This window comes from Testudinibacter sp. P17/SS/0325 (genome assembly GCF_053570765.1).
Genome location: NZ_CM131635.1, coordinates 1,532,092 through 1,550,807, shown reverse-complemented (window position 1 = coordinate 1,550,807; position 18,716 = coordinate 1,532,092). Strand labels below are relative to the sequence as shown.

Sequence of the window (18,716 nt, the reverse complement as noted above, 5' to 3'; positions counted from 1 at the left end):
TCAGGTAAAATTGACCGCACTTTTACTCTCTAATTTTGCATTTTTGGTACTGCTATGACGATTAAAGCACGCATTCACTCTTTCGAATCCTGTGGTACGGTGGACGGGCCGGGGATTCGGTTTATCCTGTTTTTACAAGGCTGTTTAATGCGCTGTAAATACTGCCACAACCGCGACACTTGGGATTTAGACGGCGGCAAAGAAATCACGGTTGAAGAGCTGATGAAAGAAGTGGTGACCTACCGTCATTTTATGAACGCGTCCGGTGGCGGCGTAACCGCGTCCGGCGGCGAAGCGATTTTGCAGGCGGAATTTGTGCGCGATTGGTTCCGCGCCTGTAAAGAACAAGGCATTCACACCTGTCTGGATACCAACGGTTTTGTGCGCCGTTACGACAACGTGATTGACGAGCTGCTTGATGTCACTGATTTGGTGCTACTGGATTTGAAACAGCTTGACGATACCATTCACCACAACCTGATCGGCGTGCCGAACAAGCGCACCCTCGAATTCGCCCGCTACCTGCAAAAACGCAACCAACGCACATGGGTTCGTTATGTGGTCGTGCCGGGCTACACCGACGACGATCACTCCGTCACTCTGCTCGGCGAATTTATCAAAGATATGCAAAACATCGAAAAAATCGAACTGCTGCCTTATCACCGTTTGGGACAACACAAATGGGAAGCGATGGGCGAAAAATACGAGCTGGAAGACGTACTGCCGCCAAGCAAAGAAAAAATGGATCATATCCAAGCGATTCTGTCGCGTTATCACAACAACGTGATTTACTAATTCACTTCTTTTTCAACGCGCTATCCGCTCTTCTACCGATAGCGCGTTTCTATTTTTTCTCTGAACTTCCCCCTCTCTTTTTTGAAATTTTACTCCATTTTTATTTCTAATGTGACAAAGATCAAAGTTTCCGCATAAAGATCGCTAAAGCCTTGTTTTTTTTTTTTTTTTTTAAACTGAGAAAGTTTAATGATTTTTTATCTGTTTTGGAGTGAAGAAATCATTAACTGTGAATTTTATTTACATTTTTCTAAGCGTAAACCATAAGGAATATTTTATGAAACCCACAATAAAAACCACTGCTTTGGCTATTTTAATCTCTCTCGGCGCAGTCGCTTGCGGATCGTCGGGTGGCGGATCAAACAATAAACCTGCCGCAAACACCAATACATCAACAACAGTGACACCGGCTACCGATAATTCCACCGCCGAAAAAGCGCGTAAAGCTGAAGAAGCGCGTAAAACCGAAGAAGCCCGTAAAGCCGAAGAAGCGCGTAAAGCCGAAGAAGCTCGCAAAGCCGAAGAAGCCCGTAAAGCTGAAGAAGTGCGCAAAGCCGAAGAAGCCCGTAAAGCCGAAGAAGCCCGTAAAGCCGAAGAAGCCCGTAAAGCTGAAGAAGCTCGTTTAGCCGAATTAGCGCGTACTGAACCCAACGCCTATGTTTATACCGCAACATCTTTAAATAACAGCGACATTTTAGAGCCTATTAAAAAAGACACTTGGACAAATGAAGATGGTTTAGCCAAATTAGTCGCTGCGGATGGCTCCGGCAAAGGAAGATCTAGCCAATCCGTAAGCAGTAGTTCCGTGACTAACGGTAAAGTATTAAACATCGAAGCAGCTTATGATACTTACAGCAATAACCTAAATGACTCCGGTATTGCCGGTGTTTCAGCTACTGGCACAGTCAATGGACGTAATGCCAACGATGCGATGGTAATCTACTCCGGACGAGCAACAAACGCCAATGAATTAGAAACGTTAAAAGGCTCTGCTAAATATCAAGGAACAAGTTATATCGCCATTACTGACAATATTTCAGAAGGTACGGTTACACTCAATGCTGACTTTGATAAAAAAACCATTTCTGGTGATATAACTCAAATGCACTTCGAAAATATTTGGCGAGAAACTGAACTCTCCAAAACAGCAATTACCGCTAAAAATGGCGAAATCACTTTTACAGGTAATGCTAAAACCACCGATAAAGGTCTAATGGATATGCCACTTTCCGGTACTTATGAAGGAAAATTTATGGGACGTGGTGCAGCTGAAGTGGCTGGTTCAGCAACATTAACCGATCGATGGGGATATGAAACCAAAGCCGTGTTTAATGCTGCCAAATAATTATTTAGGTTGTATAACAAATTAATTGAGGCGCACCTGCGCCTCTCTTTTTAAGAAAAAACATGAAAAAATCTCTTTTAGTAACAAGCCTAACCGCACTTTGTGCGTTAAGTGCGGTAGCAGAAACCTCGACTCCGATTCAGCAAACAACGCAACCTGACAGCATTCAAAATATCGCGTTGCCAACTGCGCCATTGAAAACCCTGGACGATTCAACGCCAAGTGCGGTGCCGCCGTTGCGGGTGAGTCGGGCGCAATTGTTGGCAAGTCCGCAATTAACCCAAGATTGGCTCAATCTTGCTTTGCAGCAACGCAACCCTGAATTGATTCAAGAATTGCTGGCGATTTACCGCACTTTTGCGCAGCATGATCCAATTTTAATTCAATTTGCCGAAGCCACTCTTGCGCAACTGGCGCAAGATTATCCGCTGGCGATTAGCCGTTTTCGTGAAATCCTCGCCGTCAATCCCGACCTCAATCCGGTGCGCATTGAATTAGCAAAAAGCCTGTTTCAAGATCGACAAGACAATGCGGCACGCGATCAGTTTGAAAAAGCCAAAAGTGCGGTCGGCGTGCCTGCGCCGGTGGTCAAGCTGATTGATTCCTATCTGGACGCATTGCAGCAACGCAGCGGCTGGCAAAGCCGTTTCAGTGCCTATTACTTGCGTGACGGCAATGTCAATAACACCTCGTCCAACCGTGAAATCGAGAACACCGGCTTTGTCAAAGACGAGCGTATGCTGCCGCAGTCGGCACACGGCATTGCCTACTCATTCAGTCTGGAGCGGGATTTCAACCTGAGCGCCGCCCATTATCTGCATTTTGGCACGGAACTGTTCGGTAAGAATTTTTGGGATAATCACGCTTACGATGACATTTATCACCGCACTTACCTCGGTTACAGCCATAAAAGTGCGCTGCAAACGCTTTCCGTGTTGCCGTTTTATGAAAAACGCTGGTACGGCAATCAATCGTATAAGTGGGCGAACGGGGTGCGGGGCGAATATCGCCGCTGGCTAAACGCCAACTGGCAACTTTCAACCGCACTGGAACACGCCGAACAGCATTATTATGACAACCAAAACCTGAACGGACATAGCCAACTGGCTTCCGCCACCCTGCTGTGGTTACGCAGCCCGCGCCAATTTTTCTATTTTGGTAGCGATTACAATCGGGAACAAACCCGTGTGTGGCAATACAGCAACAATACTCGCACTCTGCGCCTTGGTTGGGGGCAAGAGTGGCAGTGGGGCACTTCCTCGCGTTTGGGCTTGTCTTACGCCCAACGCCACTACAAAGACCAAGCCAAATTGGGCGAGATGATTCCGCTCGGTAAAGTGCGCAACGATAAGATTTATAACGTGAATTTAACCCTGTGGAAACGCGACTGGCACGTTTGGGGCATTACGCCGAAGCTGCATTTCAACTGGAAAAAACAAGCCAGCAACCTGCCGTCGATGTATTCCTATACGCAGAAAAATGCCAATCTGATTTTTGAAAAGACATTTTAATCACCAAAGTGCGGTTTCACGACCGCACTTTTTAGATCCAGATCACATTTTCCAGTCCTACTTTCAAGAAAAACCGCACTTTCCTTGCCTACCTAAACCGTTTTAGCTAAAATTTTAGCCAAATCTTCCAGCAAGTAGAAAGGTAACAGTATGAGACAAAAAGTATGGGTATTAGGTGACGCGGTGGTGGATTTGATTCCCGAGGGAGAGAATCACTATATTAAAGCGCCCGGCGGCGCGCCTGCCAATGTTGCCGTCGGGATTGCCAGACTGGGCGGAAGAAGCGCGTTTATCGGGCGGGTGGGCGATGATCCGCTCGGGCGTTTTATGAAAAACGTCTTACAGCAAGAAAACGTCAACACCGATTTCATGCTGCTTGATCCGCAAAACCGCACGTCGACGGTGGTGGTCGATTTGGACGACGACGGCGAGCGCAGTTTCACCTTTATGGTCAATCCCAGTGCGGATCAGTTTCTGCAAAGCGACGATGTACCGCAGTTTAACCGTGGCGAGTGGTTGCATTGCTGTTCGATTGCGTTGTTGAATAACCCGTCACAACAAGCGACGCTGAATGCAATGCAGCAAGTCAAACAAATCGGCGGCATGGTGTCGTTCGACCCGAATTTGCGTCTTTCGCTGTGGGAAAATGAGGACATTATGCGCATGACTGTCATGCAGGCAGTTGAGTTGGCGGATGTGCTGAAATTTTCCGAAGAAGAACTCACCCTGCTGACCGAAAAAGAGACCTTAGAACAGGCTTTGGCAACCATCACCGCCTATTATCCGCAAAAACTGATTATTGTTACCAAGGGCAAAGCCGGGGCGTTGGTGCATTTGAATGGTGAACAGCAACTGATTAGCGGCAAAGCGGTGCAAGCGGTGGACACCACCGGCGCAGGCGACGCTTTTGTCGGCGGTTTGCTTGCCGGCTTATCGCAAACCGAAAACTGGCAGCAATGGGAGAATCTTGTGCCGATTATCCGCCAAGCCAATGCTTGCGGCGCACTAGCCACCACCGCCAAAGGCGCAATGGCGGCATTGCCGAATCAGCAACAGTTAGCCGATTATTTGGCGCAATCGGCTTAATTAACAGAAAGGGGAAATCCGATGTTGATTTTCAATCAGGGAAAATATAAAAGTCTGCTTGCCGCCGAAGAGGGCGAACTCGATACGGTGGCGGCACAGGTTGCCGCTGATCAGGATTTCCGCCCTGATTACCATTTGACCGCGCCGTTCGGCTTAATCAATGATCCGAACGGCTTGGTGTTCGACGGTGAGAAATACCACATTTTTTACCAATGGTATCCTTACAGTGCCATGCACGGTATGAAACACTGGCTGCACTATACCACGCCTGACTTCCGACACTTTACCCTCGCCGATCCGCTGATTCCGACCGAAATGTTCGAATCACACGGTTGTTATTCCGGCGGCGCATTGCCGTTAGGAGATTACATCGCCGCGTTTTACACCGGCAACACCCGCCGCAGCAGTGATAACGCACGCATTCCGTACCAAAATATCGCCGTGTTCAGCAAAGAGGGAAAATTGCTGGATAAATACCCCTTGGTGACCTGCGCCCCGACCGGTTACAGCGAACACGTGCGTGATCCGAAGCCGTATTTCACTGCCGACGGCAAAGTGCGGTTTATTTGCGGTGCGCAACGTGAGGATTTAAGCGGCACGGCAATCGTGTTTGAAATGGACAATATCAACACGCCGCCGCAACTGTTGGGCGAACTGACCCTATCGGATTTCGACAACCGCCATATTTTTATGTGGGAATGCCCTGATCTGCTGAAAATCGGCGACAAAGATCTGTTTATTTGGTCACCGCAAGGCAAACAACGTGAAGCACGGCAGTTCCAAAATAACTACCATTCCACCTATGTGATCGGCAAACTGGATAAGTTGGATTTTGAAGTGGAAGCCTTTGCCGAATTGGATTACGGTTTCGACTTTTACGCACCGCAAACCTTTGCCGGATTGGATAACAGCCAAAGTGCGGTCATGCTCGGCTGGGTTGGGTTGCCGGATTTACAGTATCCGAGCGATGAATACGGCTGGCATTCCACCCTCACCATGCCGCGCCGTTTGACCTTGAAAAATAATCGGATTTATCAAACCCCGCTCGAACAGTATTATCCGCAAAACCTGACCGCACTTTCGTTGCAACAAGCCACGGAATTGGCGGATTTGGATTGCCGTTATCTAACATTTAACCCGCAAAACAGCGATTTTAGCTTGCAACTGTTTGATAATGCCGAAGGGCAACATCTAACGTTAAGTTATCAAAACGACGTGTTCTGTTTGGATCGCCGCGCAACCGAACAAACGGAAAGTATGTTGAGCTTGGGCGAACAGCGTTATTGTGCGATTGCAGATTTACAACAGGTGGACATTTTTATTGACCGTTCGGTGATCGAAATTTTCTTAAACGGCGGCGAAAAAGCCCTAACTTCGCGCTTTTTTATTAAAAATCGACAAAACACGCTGCAAAGTTCGCGCCGGTTAGAAATTGAAAGTGCGGTATTAGAGCCGATTACGTATTTGGCGGAGTAATCAAAATCTGATAATTACGCTACAAGTGAATGAAATAAAGTAGGGGCGGATGATATATCCGCCCGAGTACGAAGTGCGGTATAAGCATTTCATCAACAAAAGAAAAACGCAATATTCCGTTCGGGCGGATATATCATCCGCCCCTACGAAATTACGGTTTATACCAATAAAGAAAACATGATCGCTAAACCCAAACGCTGTACGCTGAACGATATTGCCGAACTCAGCGGTGTTTCCAAAACCACCGTCAGCATGGTGCTGAACGGACGTGCCGACGAGTTTCGGATTAAAGACGAAACCCGGCAAAAAATTTTGGATATTGCGCAACAACATCACTATCGCGCCAATATTTATGCCAAAGCGTTGCAATCACAGCGCACGAACACCATCGGTTTGGTGATTCCCGATTTTTCCAACTTCGGCTTTGCCCAAACCAGCCGCATTTTGGAAAAACTGTGCCGTAACCACGGCTTACAACTGATTATCAGCTGTTCTGATGAGCAACCGCACTTGGAAAGCAAAGCGATTGAAAACCTGTTGGAACGGCAAATCGATTTATTAATCACCACGCCGATTCAGCAAAGCAAACGACACTATCCGCACTTAGGCACGATTCCGACAATTCAGTTAGACCGTTTTATCCGAGATGCCGATGTGCCCTATGTGATTACAGATGACCAAAGTGCGGTCACGCAAATGGTCAGCGGCATGATCAAAAAACACGGCTTAAGCGAGTTTTATTATCTCGGCGGTCTGTTGCGGCTCACACCGAGCGAAGCGCGCTTGCAAGGCTTCAAGTGCGGTTTACGACAAGGCGGTTTAACCTTGCAAGATGACTGGATAAAACATCGCGATTATCATTCCGAATCGGGCTATCAAATGATGGCGGAACTGTTGCACGATTTAGGCCGCTTACCGCAGGCGATTTTTGTTGCCTCTTACGGCTTGCTGGTCGGCGTGTTGCGTTTTTTGAACGAAAAAAACCTGTTGGATCACCTTAGCTCAAGGCGCTTACACCTCGCGACATTTGATGACTATGAACTGCTGAATTGCCTGCCGTTTCATATCAATTCGATTCGACAAGATCATCAACAGATCGCCAACCAACTGTTTGCTTCCATTCTGAAATTGCTGGATAAGAAAACGGTGCAAAATAAAATTATCCCTGCCGAGCTGTGTTGGCGCGATGAATAAAACCCTTACAGCAAAAAGACTGGCAATCCTATGCGTAAATGATACAATCGAAAACTGCTTGAGTTAGCGGATTGTTACAATTTTTTGTTACGCCGCTTATTTTTAACTGACGGAGAAATCGCAACTATGTCGTGGAATGGTTCGGATAACAACCATAATTCAGATCAAGACCCTTGGGGCAAACCGGGGCAAAGCGGGCAAAAAAAGCCCGATAACAATTCGGGGCAACAAGATTGGCAAAACAATCCTGAACCCGAGCAACAGCCACATTCGCAACGCAATAAACAACAAGGTCCGCCGGATTTAGAAGATATTTTCAATAATCTGCTGAAAAAAATGGGCGGTGGAGGAAACAATAACCGTCAATCCAACAATAATGCACCGGCGTTCAATTTCGGTAAACTGTTACCGGTTGCGGCGGTGATCGGCGCAATCGTGTGGGGCGTCAGCGGTTTTTACACCGTGAAAGAAGCCGAGCGCGGCGTGGTGTTGCGTTTCGGCAAAGTCAATTCGATTGTGCAACCGGGTTTGAACTGGAAACCGACCTTTATCGATCAAGTCCGTCCGGTGAATATCGAAAAAATCAGCGAACTGAAAACCCAAGGCAGCATGCTGACTCAAGATGAAAACATGGTCGTGGTGGAAATGACGGTGCAATATCGGGTCAATAATCCGGAAAAATTCCTGTTCAGTGTCACCAATCCGGAAAACAGCCTGTCGCAAGCCACCGACAGCGCGCTGCGTTATGTGATCGGCCACATGACGATGGACGATATTTTGACCACCGGGCGTTCGGTAGTACGTGAAGACACTTGGCGTTATCTGGAAAATGTCATCAAGCCGTACGACATGGGCTTAGAGGTGATTGATGTCAACTTCCAGTCCGCCCGTCCGCCGGAGCAAGTGAAAGACGCGTTTGACGACGCGATCAAAGCCCAAGAAGACGAACAACGCTTTATCCGCCAAGCGGAAGCCTATGCCCGTGAAGCCGAGCCGATTGCGCGCGGGGACGCACAGCGTATCGTCGAGCAAGCCACCGCGTATAAAGAACAAGTGGTATTGGACGCACAAGGGGAAGTGGAACGCTTCCAACAACTGCTACCGGAATATAAAGCCGCACCGGAATTATTGCGTGAACGGCTGTATATTCAAGCAATGGAAAACATTATGGCGGAAACCCCGAAAATGATGTTGGATTCCACCGGCGGCAACAATCTGACCGTGTTACCGTTGGAACAAATGTTGAATCAGAAAAAAGCGGCTGAAAGTGCGGTCGAAAAGACAGACGCGCCACAAGCAAAAGGGGCGAATACCAATACCGCACTGGGTAGTGCGGCAAACCGAAATACGCCGGTTCGCACGCCGTCGCCTGCCGCTTCAACCAATAATGAAAACAGCTATATAGGCTCACAACAAGAAGAACGCTATGAAAACAGCACTCGCCAAGGGAGATTCGAATAATGCGTAAGTTTTTATTGCCGGTCATTATTCTACTGGCGGCTATTCTGTATTCCAGTATTGTGGTGATCAACGAAGGATCGCGCGGGATTATGTTGCGCTTTAACAAAGTGCTGCGTGACGCCGATAACAAGGTCACTATCTATAATCCGGGCATTCACTTTAAAGTGCCGTTTATCGACAATATCAAAGTGCTGGATGCCAAAATCCAAACCCAAGACGGACAAGCGGATCGCTTCGTCACCGTCGAGAAAAAAGATTTGTTGGTCGATTCTTATGTGAAATGGCGGATCAGCGATTTCGGGCGTTTCTACACCAGTACCGGCGGTGGCGATTACACCTATGCCGACAACTTGTTACGGCGTAAAGTCAATGACCGTTTGCGTTCGGAAATCGGTTCCAGAACGATTAAAGACATTGTCTCCGGCACGCGCGGCGAGTTGATGACCGGTGCCTTGAACGCCTTAAACAGCGGGGCGGACAGCGCTTCGGATTTAGGGATTCAAGTGGTTGATGTGCGCGTGAAACAAATCAATCTGCCACAAGAGGTATCAACATCAATTTATCAGCGTATGCGCGCCGAACGGGATGCGGTCGCACGGGAACACCGTTCGCAAGGGCGTGAGAAATCGGCGTTTATCCAAGCCGATGTTGATCGTCGCGTGACGGTGATTTTGGCAAACGCCAATAAAACGGCACAAGAATTACGCGGTAGCGGCGACGCCACCGCAGCCAAAGTCTATTCTGACGCATTCCGCAACGAACCGGAATTTTTCAGCTTTGTACGCAGCCTGAAAGCCTATGAAAAGAGCTTTAAAAACGCCGGTAATATGATGATTCTAAAACCGGGCAGCGATTTCTTCCGCTATATGCAACCGGAAAACTAAAACGAATGTCAGCACTAAACAAGCCCTAGCCGCCGCTAGGGCTTTTATTTTTACCTGTTGTTTTTTACTTAAAAAATACAAGAAAATACCGCACTTTGATTGTAGTTAATAACGGAAAATAGTAAAGTAAACAGTTGCGAATCCGTACATCTTAAAAGGTAAAATTATTATGGGGAAAAGTGTTGTAATCCTCGGCGCGCAATGGGGCGACGAAGGAAAAGGGAAAATTGTTGATCTACTGACTGATCGCGTCAAATATGTGGTGCGCTATCAAGGCGGCCACAATGCCGGTCATACCTTGATTATCAACGGTGAAAAAACCGTCTTGCGCCTGATTCCGTCCGGTATTCTGCGCGATAACGTCACCTGCCTGATCGGCAACGGCGTGGTGCTCTCCCCTGCGGCATTAATGCAAGAAATGGGCGAACTGGAAAGCCGCGGTGTCAAGGTGCGCGAACGCTTGCTGATTTCCGAAGCCTGTCCGCTGATTTTACCTTACCATGTTGCGATGGATCATGCCCGTGAAGCGGCGCTGGGCAAAAAAGCCATCGGGACGACCGGTCGCGGTATCGGTCCGGCTTACGAAGATAAAGTCGCCCGTCGCGGCTTGCGTGTCGGCGATCTGTTCAACCGTGAAACCTTCGCTGAAAAATTGAAAAACATCTTGGAATACTATAACTTCCAATTAGTCAATTATTACAAAGTCGAGCCGGTTGATTACGACAAAACCCTAACTGAGATTTTTGCCATTGCCGACATCATCACTGCAATGGTTGCCGATATTCCGACCATTTTAGACAAAGCGCGCTTAAACGGTGACAATATCCTGTTTGAAGGGGCGCAAGGCACAATGTTGGACATCGACCACGGTACTTATCCGTATGTGACCAGTTCCAACACCACCGCGGGCGGTGTGGCGACAGGCGCCGGTTACGGGCCGCGTCACTTGGATTATGTATTAGGGATCATCAAAGCCTACTGCACCCGTGTCGGCGGCGGTCCGTTCACCACCGAACTGTTTGACGAAATTGGGGTGGAAATTGCCAAAAAAGGCAATGAATTCGGGGCGGTTACCGGGCGCCCGCGTCGTTGCGGTTGGTTTGACGCGGTTGCAGTACGCCGTGCGATTCAACTCAATTCGATCTCCGGTTTCTGCATGACCAAATTAGACGTCTTGGACGGATTTGAGCAACTGAAAATCTGCGTTGCCTACAAAATGCCGGACGGCTCCATCGTGGAATATGCGCCGACAGCGGCGGAAAACTGGGAAAATGTCGAGCCAATCTATGAAACCTTACCGGGTTGGTCGGAAAATACGTTCGGCGTTACCGATATTAATCAGTTGCCACAAACCGCGCGCGATTATATCAAACGGATTGAAGAAGTAACCGGCGTACCGGTTGATATTCTGTCCACCGGCCCTGATCGTGTCGAGACCATGATTTTACGTGATCCGTTTGCGTAATACACATCCTGTTATAAAAAACAAATCCCTTGTATTGATCTACAAGGGATTTCAGGCGGATGATAAAGTCTCTTGCTCTAATCATTTCCCTCCCTCCGTATACGGAGGGAGGTGTCCGAAGGACGGAGGGAGGCATAAAGAATGTTAAAAAGTAATATGTTGCATTTTCATATTACCCCTCCCTCCCCATTTTTCTTGCGAAAAACGGTACTCCCTCCGCACGCGGAGGGAGAGAAGTCAGTTTGTCAGCAATCTCAAATCCCTTGTACGGTTTTTTATTTTTGCGATTATGCCGGCCTTATAATGGATGAACCGCTTCGCCATCTTCTTTGTAGAAGACAGTAGGCAAGGCGATAGGCAGGATGTCTAACACCGCTTCGGACGGGCGGCATAACTTACAGCCCTTCTCCGTGATGACAATCGGGCGGTTAATCAAAATCGGCGCTTGCAGCATTGCCGCAATAATTTGTTCGTCGCTGACATTATCTTTATCCAGTCCCAAATCGTGATATGGCGCAACGTTACGGCGCAATAATTCGTGCGGGCTGATAGCTATCTGCTCCAGTAAATTACGCAGTTCGGTTTCATCGGGCGGATTTTCCAAATAATGGATAATCGTCGGCTCAATGCCGCAATGGCGGAGCAAAGCCAAGACATTGCGCGAGGTGCCGCATTCCGGGTTGTGATAAATTGTGACGTTATTCATGTTATTCTCCTCTTATCTGTTAACCATTGAAAAGTGCGGTCGGCTCATGATGATCATCACCGCCAAACCGCACTTTACTCTTATTTTATTTCGCAAGGAACGTTATTTTTGTACTTTCCATGCTTCGCGATCAATATCCAAATCCGAGAATTGCTCAGGGTTGAAGACCGGTTCTTCCACGCCTTGTTTTAGCTGTCGGCGGTAGTCGTTCATCAAGCGTACCACTTGTGGGAACAGCATGATCAACGCCAGCAAGTTCAATAGGGCTAACAAACCCATCAGTGGATCAGAGAAGAAGAAGACCGAAGTTGCTCCCGGTGCGGTTGCGCCGAGGAACAATACGACAATCACGACACAACGTAGGATGAGAATCGGCAGCTGCTCCTTTTTGCCGTAGAACAGGAAGCTCAGTGCGTTTTCGCCTAAGTAATAGTTGTAGATAATGGTGCTGAACGAAAACAACAAAATCGAGAAGGTTAATAAATATTTCGCCCATTCGCCGAAGTGGCTGACAAGGGATTGTTGGGTTAATACTACGCCGTCGATTTCCGCACCCGGTACGTAAACGTTACCCAATAAAATAATGAAAGCGGTGCAGCTACAGATAATGATGGTGTCGATAAACACCGATAATGATTGGGCAATCCCTTGGCTGACCGGGTGGCTGACGTGCGCCGTAGCAGCAACGTTCGGCACAGAGCCTAAGCCTGCTTCGTTCGAGAATAATCCGCGGCGCATACCTTGCGCAATCGCAATCCCCATGCCGCCGCCGACCACGGAATCAATGCCGAAGGCATTTTTAACAATCGTCATGATTAACGCGGGAATTTCGCCGATGTTCATCACGATCACGGTTAATGCCATAAAGATATAAGCAAATGCCATAATCGGAATAATCACGTCCGAGACTTTAGAGATCCGGGTGATCCCGCCAAAGATAATCGCACCGCCGACAATCGCCAGCAGAATCCCTGTCCACATCCGATCAATTTGCAAGCTGTCCAGCACCGCGCCGGCGACGGTATTGCCTTGGAATGCGTTGAAACCGATCGAGAAAGAAAGCATTAAGCAGATCGAATAAGCGATCGCCATCCAACGGTATTTCGCGCCCAATCCGTGCAGAATAAAACGCGCCGAACCGCCACGGAAATGTCCGTCAGCGGTTTTGTGTTTATATAATTGGGCTAGGGTGCATTCGACGATACTGGTCATCATGCCGACGAGGGCCACAACCCACATCCAGAAAACCGCACCCGGGCCGCCGATGGAGATGGCAACCGCCACCCCGGCGATATTGCCGCCGCCGACGCGTCCGCCGATAGATACGAATAGCGCTTGGCGGCCGCTGATTTGGTTTTTGCCGTGTTTATTCGGCTCATTACGCAGAAATTTAAACATCCGTTTAAAGTATTTAAACTGCGCAAAATCACCGATAATAGTAAAAAATAGGCCGAAAATAATCAGCATTGGAATCAACGCCCAGCCCCAAGTCAGGGTGTCGATAATATTAAAGAGTGCTTGGATATAGTCCATAACGTTAGTCCGTTGTTTTCCTGTTAGTGTTGTAATAATAAAATGGAATAAGCTTTCGCGCTGAAAATACTAGCAAAGTGCGGTTAGATGTCAATTGTAAACCGCACTTTCCCCATAAACAGATTACTAAAGTGTGAGCTCTCCCCGTAAATTTTGGCGTAAATAATGCCGCACCTCATCAATACTGAGATCTTGGCTGAGGAGGTAGTGTAACTTGGCAAGTGCGGTTTCGACCGTCATATCATAACCGCTGATCACCCCGACATTCGCCAAGGCATTACCGGTGGCATAACTCTCCATATTGACTTTCCCGGCATAACACTGTGTGAGGTTCAACACGATAATGCCGTCATCATAGGCCTGTTGCAGTAGCGACAGAATTTCCGGCGTATTCGGCGCATTGCCGATACCGAAAGTCAGTAAAATTAAGCCATTCACCGGTTGCTGCAAGACATTGCGAATCACCTCCGGGGAGATTCCCGGATATAACATCACAATCCCAATCGGTTGCGGCGTGATGGTGCGCAATTTAAATTCGCCGCGCGGTAACAGATTTAATGCGGCGTTATTGACGGAAATCGTGATTCCCGCTTCAATCAATGCCGGATAATTGGGAGAAGAAAAGGCGTCGAAACCGTCGGCGTGGCTTTTGGTGCTACGGTTGCCGCGCAACAGGCGGTTGTTAAAAAACAATGTGACTTCGCTGATTGGATAATGTGCCGCCAGATACAATGAATTCAGCAAATTACTTAAACCGTCGGAGCGCAACCCGGAAATGGGGATTTGCGAGCCGGTGATAATCACCGGTTTGGTCAGATTTTCAAACATAAAAGAGAGTGCCGAAGCGGTGTACGCCATGGTATCCGTGCCGTGCAGAATGATAAACGCGTCATAGCGGCCGTAGTGTTTTTTGATATCGTCGGCAATTTGCTGCCAGTGTGCCGGAGTCATATTGGCGGAATCGATCAATTCGGGATATTCGTGTACGGTAAAGTGCGGTATTTCCGGACGTTGCAGTTCCGGCAATGCGGCCAGATAGCTGGTCATAAAGCCCGGCTGCGGCACATAGCCGTATTTCGACGGTTTCATCCCGATGGTACCGCCGGTATAGGCAATATAGATAGATTTTTTGTTCATGGGGTTGCTTGAGGCCGTAGCGAAAAAAGAAAATATAGTATAAGTCTTTTTAACGGAAAAAGTGCGGTCAATTGCGGTTTTCTTTTTTTAACCATACAAGCAAAATGTTTTCTGGAAGTTAAATTTGACTTAGATCTCATTTTGCAACGATTTCTCTTGTTCTGTTTGAAATGAAGTATTACTCTATGTTCAATGAAGTTAATCTTCTTTGGCACTATAATGCATGGAGTTAAAATGTCAAAACTTACAAAACAACAAATCTTGGCAACACTTGAACAGGGATTAATTGCGTCTTGCCAACCGGTCGATGATGGGCCGATGGATTCGCCGGAAATCGTGGCGGCAATGGCGCAAGCTTCGGTGAACGGCGGCGCGGCAGGCTTGCGCATTGAAGGTATCGAGAATTTAAAAGCCACGCGCAGCAAGGTGAATGTGCCGATTATCGGCATTGTGAAACGTGATCTGGATGACAGCCCGGTGCGGATTACGCCGTTTTTACATGATGTGGAAGCGCTGGCGGCGGCCGGGGCGGATATTATCGCCTTTGACGGCACCGATCGCGTGCGCCCTGAAACGCGTGACGTATTGGTTGCCAAAATTAAGGAATTGGGGTGTTTGTCAATGGCGGATTGCTCCAATTACGAAGAAGGGATGTATTGCCAGAATTTAGGCGTGGATTTAATCGGCAGTACGATGTCGGGCTATACCGGCGGCGCAATTCCGAAAGATCCTGATATTAAATTGGTGCAAGATCTGAAAGCGTCCGGTTGCCGCGTTATGGCGGAAGGGCGTTACAACACACCGGAATTGGCGGCGTTGGCAATCGAAAACGGCGCATTTTCCGTGACGGTCGGTTCGGCATTGACCCGTTTGGAGCATATCGTCAGCTGGTTCGTGAATAAAATCAATGCGGTAAAATAACGCGCAAAGAGTAGGGGTTCGGAAAAGATGAGATGTTGTTTGGCGATAGATATTGGCGGAACTAAGATTGCCAGCGCGTTGGTGACGGGCAAGGTCGTTGAACAGCGCCGACAGATAAAAACGCCGCAGGATAAATCAGCCGAAGGTATGGCAAATGTGCTGTCCGAATTATTACGGCATTATAACGGGATGTTTGACGCGGTTGCCGTTGCTTCGACCGGGATTATCAATAACGGTGTCCTGACCGCACTTAATCCGAAAAATTTGGGCGGTTTGGCGGAGTTCCCGTTGCGTGACACTATCGCAAAACACACCCGCCATCCGATAGGTTTGCTAAATGACGTGCAGGCAGCCGCTTATGCAGAATATGCATTACTGGATGAAAAAGTGGATAATTTTGTTTTTATCACGGTTTCGACCGGTGTCGGCGGTGGTATGATTCTGAACCGCGAATTGCAAATCGGTCCAAATGGGGTGGCGGGTCATATCGGGCATACGTTGGCGGATCCGAACGGTCCGGTTTGCGGCTGCGGCAGACGGGGTTGTGTGGAGGCGGTTGCCGCCGGCAGGGCGATTGAAGCCACGGCGGCACAGTGGGAAAATCCGTGCGAACCGAAAGAAGTGTTCGAACGTTTCCGTCAAGGCGTGCCTGAAGCGGTTGCGGTGGTGCAGCGTTCGGCGCTGGCAATTGCCAATCTGATTGCCGATTTAGTGATTAGTAATGATATTCAGCGGGTTGCCGTGGGCGGCAGCGTCGGTTTGGCCGACGGTTATCTACCGTTAGTGCGCGAATATCTACGGCGGTTACCGCACTTTTATCACACCGATGTCGTACCCGCGGTTTGCGGGCAAGACGCCGGCTTGGTAGGCGCCGCACTTTGGATGCAGGCTAGTTTAAAAAACAAAAGGTAAGGACTGAAATATGATTTTGGCTGATTTGACGAAAGAACAGGTAAATCTTGGGTTGCCGGCGGTAATTGCAGACGTGTGCGATTATTTAAACCGACAAGATTTGGCGGCGTTGGAATTGGGACGCCACGACATCACTGCCGATATTTTCATGAACGTGATGGAATTTGACACGGCAGAGGCGGCGAGTAAAAAAGCGGAATTGCACCACCGTTATCTGGATGTACAAGTGTTAATCTCCGGTACGGAGCAAATAGAATTCGGCGTCGGCAATCCGGATCTGAGTAATTATGAAGCTTATCACGAAGATGATGATTACCAATTGACAGCGGTAGAAATTGAGAATAAAAACAGTATTGTATTGCAACCGAAAATGTTTGCCGTATTTTTCCCGTATGAGCCGCATAAACCGGGCTGTAATGTGGCGGGACAAAGCCATAAGGTGAAAAAACTGGTTGTCAAAATTCCTTATACATTATTATAAAATTTGATCGATAGGAGTATGTCATGAATCAAGGTGGAAAAATTTTAGATACCATAGGTGCATTGCAAAGCAGTTTGACAAAGACGGAAAAACGAATTGCGTCCGCGATTCTGACCTCTCCGGATTTACTAAATCAATGTTCATTATCTGAAGTCGCAGCGAAACTGGATGTTGGTGAAGCCACTTTTATTCGTTTTTGTCGTACCTTAGGCTTTAAAGGCTATACCGATTTTAAATTGGATTTGGCAATTGAGTTGGCAACCCAAAACAAAGAGAACGGTTCGCTGTTAGACACTCAAATTGGCGGTGAGGATGAGCCGAGTGAAATTGCGCTGAAACTGCAAAGCGTGCTGTCGAATGTGATTAGCGAAACTATCAATTTATTGGATTTCAATGAATTGGAAAGAGCGGTCGAGGCCATTCGCCGTTCAAAACGGATTTTCGTGTTCGGTGTCGGTTCGTCCGGTTTGACCGCGGAAGATGCCAAACATAAATTCTTGCGTATCGGCTTGCAGGTGGATGCACTCACCAACAACCATTTTATGTATATGCAGGCTTCCTTGATGAATGATCAGGATATTGTGATCGGTATCAGCCATTCGGGTTATTCAATCGAAACCACACAAGCATTAAAAATCGCCAAAGCCAATGGGGCAAAAACCATTGCGATTACCCATAATCTACGTTCGCCGATTACTGAAGTTGCGGATTATGTGCTGATTAACGGCAATCGACAAGGGCAACTGCAAGGCGACTCCATCGGTACCAAAATTTCCCAGTTATTTGTCATGGATTTAATCTACGCCCTGTTGGTACAAGCAGAGCCGGATAATTCGATGAGTAAAAAACAAAAAACATTAAACGTTATTCTTGAACAACGTATTAAATAATCTAATTTTTAGGAGATTTCATGAAAGATTTAAAAGGTATTTTCAGCGCATTGCTGGTTTCATTCAATGAGGACGGAACCATTAATGAAAAAGGCTTGCGTCAAATCGTGCGCCATAACATTGATAAAATGAAAGTGGACGGTTTGTATGTCGGCGGCAGCACCGGTGAAAACTTTATGTTGTCCACCGAAGAGAAAAAAGAAATTTTCCGCATTGCCAAAGATGAAGCCAAAGATCAAATCGCGTTGATTGCACAAGTGGGCAGCGTGAATTTGAAAGAAGCGGTTGAATTGGGTAAATATGCCACGGAATTAGGCTATGACTGTTTGTCTGCGGTGACACCGTTCTACTACAAATTCAGCTTTGCCGAAATCAAACACTTCTATAACACTATTATCGAAGCCACCGGCAACCGCATGATCGTGTACTCCATTCCGTTCTTAACGGGCGTGAATATCGGCGTAGCGCAATTCGGCGAATTGTATGAAAACGAAAAAATCATCGGCGTAAAATTCACCGCAGGTGACTTCTATCTGTTGGAGCGCTTGAAAAAAGCCTATCCGAACCACTTAATCTGGGCGGGCTTCGACGAAATGATGTTACCTGCCGCGGTATTGGGCGTGGACGGCGCAATCGGCAGTACCTTCAACGTCAACGGTATCCGTGCGCGTCAAATCTTTGAAAAAGCGCAAGCCGGACAGATCGAGGAAGCGTTAGAAATCCAACACGTTACCAATGATTTAATCGAAGGTATTTTGGGCAACGGTTTATATCTGACCATCAAAGAGTTGTTGAAGCTGGATGGCGTAGACGCAGGTTATTGCCGCGAACCGATGACCAAAGAATTAACCGCGGAACAAGTAGCCGTTGCAAAAGAATTGAAAGCCAACTATCTGTAAGTTACCGCATACCGCACTTG

At 47.7% G+C, this 18,716-nt stretch carries 17 protein-coding genes; 14 read left to right on the top strand and 3 right to left on the bottom strand.

Annotated features, from left to right (window positions below):
• The first annotated feature begins 54 nt into the window (after positions 1-54).
• From pflA to purA, 9 genes are all read left to right on the top strand, one after another.
• Positions 55-795: a pyruvate formate lyase 1-activating protein gene (gene pflA / locus ACWA50_RS07350; RefSeq protein WP_431051193.1), complete on the top strand. Its 741-nt coding sequence runs from the start codon at positions 55-57 to the stop codon at positions 793-795.
• 277 nt (positions 796-1,072) lie between these two features.
• Entirely contained in the window at positions 1,073-2,140 is a 1,068-nt protein-coding gene (locus ACWA50_RS07345; protein WP_431051191.1) for a factor H binding protein domain-containing protein, read from the top strand.
• 62 nt (positions 2,141-2,202) lie between these two features.
• Positions 2,203-3,651: a surface lipoprotein assembly modifier gene (locus ACWA50_RS07340; protein ID WP_431051189.1), complete on the top strand. Its 1,449-nt coding sequence runs from the start codon at positions 2,203-2,205 to the stop codon at positions 3,649-3,651.
• A 150-nt stretch (positions 3,652-3,801) separates the two neighbouring features.
• Positions 3,802-4,737, top strand: a complete 936-nt coding sequence (locus tag ACWA50_RS07335) for an aminoimidazole riboside kinase (RefSeq protein ID WP_431051187.1) — start codon at positions 3,802-3,804, stop codon at positions 4,735-4,737.
• 21 nt (positions 4,738-4,758) lie between these two features.
• On the top strand, positions 4,759-6,213 hold the full coding sequence (locus ACWA50_RS07330; RefSeq protein WP_431051186.1) for a glycoside hydrolase family 32 protein: 1,455 nt from the start codon (positions 4,759-4,761) through the stop codon (positions 6,211-6,213).
• A gap of 177 nt (positions 6,214-6,390) precedes the next feature.
• On the top strand, positions 6,391-7,407 hold the full coding sequence (locus ACWA50_RS07325) for a LacI family DNA-binding transcriptional regulator (protein ID WP_431051184.1): 1,017 nt from the start codon (positions 6,391-6,393) through the stop codon (positions 7,405-7,407).
• A 126-nt stretch (positions 7,408-7,533) separates the two neighbouring features.
• Entirely contained in the window at positions 7,534-8,868 is a 1,335-nt protein-coding gene (hflK, locus tag ACWA50_RS07320) for an FtsH protease activity modulator HflK (RefSeq protein ID WP_431051182.1), read from the top strand.
• Positions 8,868-9,752, top strand: a complete 885-nt coding sequence (gene hflC / locus ACWA50_RS07315; RefSeq protein WP_431051180.1) for a protease modulator HflC — start codon at positions 8,868-8,870, stop codon at positions 9,750-9,752. The genes hflK and hflC overlap by 1 nt, the downstream gene beginning before the upstream one ends.
• 169 nt (positions 9,753-9,921) lie before the next feature.
• Positions 9,922-11,217, top strand: coding sequence for an adenylosuccinate synthase (purA, locus tag ACWA50_RS07310; protein WP_431051178.1), 1,296 nt, complete (start codon positions 9,922-9,924; stop codon positions 11,215-11,217).
• A gap of 298 nt (positions 11,218-11,515) precedes the next feature.
• On the opposite strand, the gene arsC is transcribed toward purA, so the two are convergent.
• From arsC to ansA, 3 genes are all read right to left on the bottom strand, one after another.
• A complete protein-coding gene (arsC, locus tag ACWA50_RS07305; protein ID WP_431051176.1) occupies positions 11,516-11,923 on the bottom strand; it encodes an arsenate reductase (glutaredoxin) in 408 nt (135 codons plus the stop codon).
• Positions 11,924-12,025: 102 nt separating this feature from the next.
• Entirely contained in the window at positions 12,026-13,456 is a 1,431-nt protein-coding gene (locus ACWA50_RS07300; protein ID WP_431051174.1) for an alanine/glycine:cation symporter family protein, read from the bottom strand.
• A 126-nt stretch (positions 13,457-13,582) separates the two neighbouring features.
• Positions 13,583-14,593, bottom strand: coding sequence for an asparaginase (gene ansA / locus ACWA50_RS07295; protein ID WP_431051172.1), 1,011 nt, complete (start codon positions 14,591-14,593; stop codon positions 13,583-13,585).
• A gap of 234 nt (positions 14,594-14,827) precedes the next feature.
• Here ansA and ACWA50_RS07290 point away from each other — a divergent pair, with 234 nt between their 5' ends.
• From ACWA50_RS07290 to nanA, 5 genes are read left to right on the top strand one after another with little or no spacing between them, the layout of a single operon-like run.
• The gene (locus ACWA50_RS07290; RefSeq protein WP_431051170.1) at positions 14,828-15,514 is read left to right on the top strand and encodes an N-acetylmannosamine-6-phosphate 2-epimerase; all 687 of its coding nucleotides are present in this window, start codon (positions 14,828-14,830) and stop codon (positions 15,512-15,514) included.
• Positions 15,515-15,541: 27 nt separating this feature from the next.
• A complete protein-coding gene (locus tag ACWA50_RS07285; RefSeq protein WP_431051168.1) occupies positions 15,542-16,426 on the top strand; it encodes an N-acetylmannosamine kinase in 885 nt (294 codons plus the stop codon).
• A gap of 10 nt (positions 16,427-16,436) precedes the next feature.
• Positions 16,437-16,907 carry an N-acetylneuraminate anomerase gene (gene nanQ, locus ACWA50_RS07280; RefSeq protein ID WP_431051166.1) on the top strand — a complete coding sequence of 157 codons (471 nt, stop codon included), beginning with the start codon at positions 16,437-16,439 and terminating at the stop codon, positions 16,905-16,907.
• Between the two features lie 23 nt (positions 16,908-16,930).
• A complete protein-coding gene (locus ACWA50_RS07275; RefSeq protein ID WP_431051164.1) occupies positions 16,931-17,797 on the top strand; it encodes a MurR/RpiR family transcriptional regulator in 867 nt (288 codons plus the stop codon).
• 20 nt (positions 17,798-17,817) lie between these two features.
• On the top strand, positions 17,818-18,696 hold the full coding sequence (gene nanA / locus ACWA50_RS07270) for an N-acetylneuraminate lyase (protein WP_431051162.1): 879 nt from the start codon (positions 17,818-17,820) through the stop codon (positions 18,694-18,696).
• Positions 18,697-18,716: the final 20 nt, after the last annotated feature.

What these genes read in the sequence shown, in the direction of transcription:
- nanQ (WP_431051166.1), top strand. Translation starts at nt 16,437, where the DNA reads ATGATTTTGGCTGATTTGACGAAAGAACAGGTAAATCTTGGGTTGCCG.
- nanA (WP_431051162.1), top strand. Translation starts at nt 17,818, where the DNA reads ATGAAAGATTTAAAAGGTATTTTCAGCGCATTGCTGGTTTCATTCAAT.
- arsC (WP_431051176.1), bottom strand. Translation starts at nt 11,923, where the DNA reads ATGAATAACGTCACAATTTATCACAACCCGGAATGCGGCACCTCGCGC.
- ACWA50_RS07345 (WP_431051191.1), top strand. Translation starts at nt 1,073, where the DNA reads ATGAAACCCACAATAAAAACCACTGCTTTGGCTATTTTAATCTCTCTC.
- ACWA50_RS07285 (WP_431051168.1), top strand. Translation starts at nt 15,542, where the DNA reads ATGAGATGTTGTTTGGCGATAGATATTGGCGGAACTAAGATTGCCAGC.
- hflK (WP_431051182.1), top strand. Translation starts at nt 7,534, where the DNA reads ATGTCGTGGAATGGTTCGGATAACAACCATAATTCAGATCAAGACCCT.
- ACWA50_RS07290 (WP_431051170.1), top strand. Translation starts at nt 14,828, where the DNA reads ATGTCAAAACTTACAAAACAACAAATCTTGGCAACACTTGAACAGGGA.
- ansA (WP_431051172.1), bottom strand. Translation starts at nt 14,593, where the DNA reads ATGAACAAAAAATCTATCTATATTGCCTATACCGGCGGTACCATCGGG.
- ACWA50_RS07275 (WP_431051164.1), top strand. Translation starts at nt 16,931, where the DNA reads ATGAATCAAGGTGGAAAAATTTTAGATACCATAGGTGCATTGCAAAGC.
- pflA (WP_431051193.1), top strand. Translation starts at nt 55, where the DNA reads ATGACGATTAAAGCACGCATTCACTCTTTCGAATCCTGTGGTACGGTG.
- hflC (WP_431051180.1), top strand. Translation starts at nt 8,868, where the DNA reads ATGCGTAAGTTTTTATTGCCGGTCATTATTCTACTGGCGGCTATTCTG.
- purA (WP_431051178.1), top strand. Translation starts at nt 9,922, where the DNA reads ATGGGGAAAAGTGTTGTAATCCTCGGCGCGCAATGGGGCGACGAAGGA.
- ACWA50_RS07330 (WP_431051186.1), top strand. Translation starts at nt 4,759, where the DNA reads ATGTTGATTTTCAATCAGGGAAAATATAAAAGTCTGCTTGCCGCCGAA.
- ACWA50_RS07325 (WP_431051184.1), top strand. Translation starts at nt 6,391, where the DNA reads ATGATCGCTAAACCCAAACGCTGTACGCTGAACGATATTGCCGAACTC.
- ACWA50_RS07300 (WP_431051174.1), bottom strand. Translation starts at nt 13,456, where the DNA reads ATGGACTATATCCAAGCACTCTTTAATATTATCGACACCCTGACTTGG.
- ACWA50_RS07340 (WP_431051189.1), top strand. Translation starts at nt 2,203, where the DNA reads ATGAAAAAATCTCTTTTAGTAACAAGCCTAACCGCACTTTGTGCGTTA.
- ACWA50_RS07335 (WP_431051187.1), top strand. Translation starts at nt 3,802, where the DNA reads ATGAGACAAAAAGTATGGGTATTAGGTGACGCGGTGGTGGATTTGATT.